The sequence below is a fragment of the Kineococcus indalonis genome, assembly GCF_009906395.1.
Lineage (GTDB): Bacteria > Actinomycetota > Actinomycetes > Actinomycetales > Kineococcaceae > Kineococcus > Kineococcus indalonis.
This window is the reverse complement of sequence record NZ_JAAALM010001006.1, coordinates 1-495: the sequence shown is the minus strand read 5'-3', so window position 1 is coordinate 495 and position 495 is coordinate 1. Positions and strand designations below refer to the sequence as shown.

The following is a 495-nucleotide window of genomic DNA, read 5'->3' as shown; positions in this document are numbered from 1 at the left end:
GTTCGAGACTGGCTCCACGTCCCGCGCCGCCGGGTGGGGTGCCGGGCGCCGTGCGTCGCGAGGCCGCCTGAGCCCGGGCCGCCTCGACCGGCGCGCCTCGACCGGCGCGGCTTCACCGGGCCCTGCTTCACCCGGCCTTGACGGTCACCACCGGGCAGGCGGCCTCGCCGATGACGCGCTGGGCGATGCTGCCCAGCAGGAACTTCATCGTCGCCGAGCGCCGGCGCACCGGCAGCACGAGCACGTCCGCGCCGGCGCTGAGGCCGATCAGCTGCCCCGCGACGTCCTGGTGCGGGTCGTGCGACCGGGCGGCCACGCCCGCGCCGGCGGCGGCGCGCTCGGCGGCGGTGCGCGCCGCGGCGGTGGCGTGCACGGGGGTGGAGGGGGCGTCGCCGGTGACGAACACCACCTCCACCCCGGCGCCGGTGGCGCGGGCGCGCTCCACCGCCCAGGCCAGGGCGGCCTCGCCCTCGGGGCGGTCGGTGACGGCCACCA

The 495-nt window shown here is 80.0% G+C and carries 1 protein-coding gene; it reads right to left on the bottom strand.

Annotation, left to right across the window (positions count from 1 at the left end; all coding sequences use genetic code 11):
* Positions 1-127 precede the first annotated feature (127 nt).
* On the bottom strand, positions 128-495 hold a 368-nt coding region (locus GTR00_RS22425), incomplete at its 5' end, for a universal stress protein (RefSeq protein WP_166613663.1).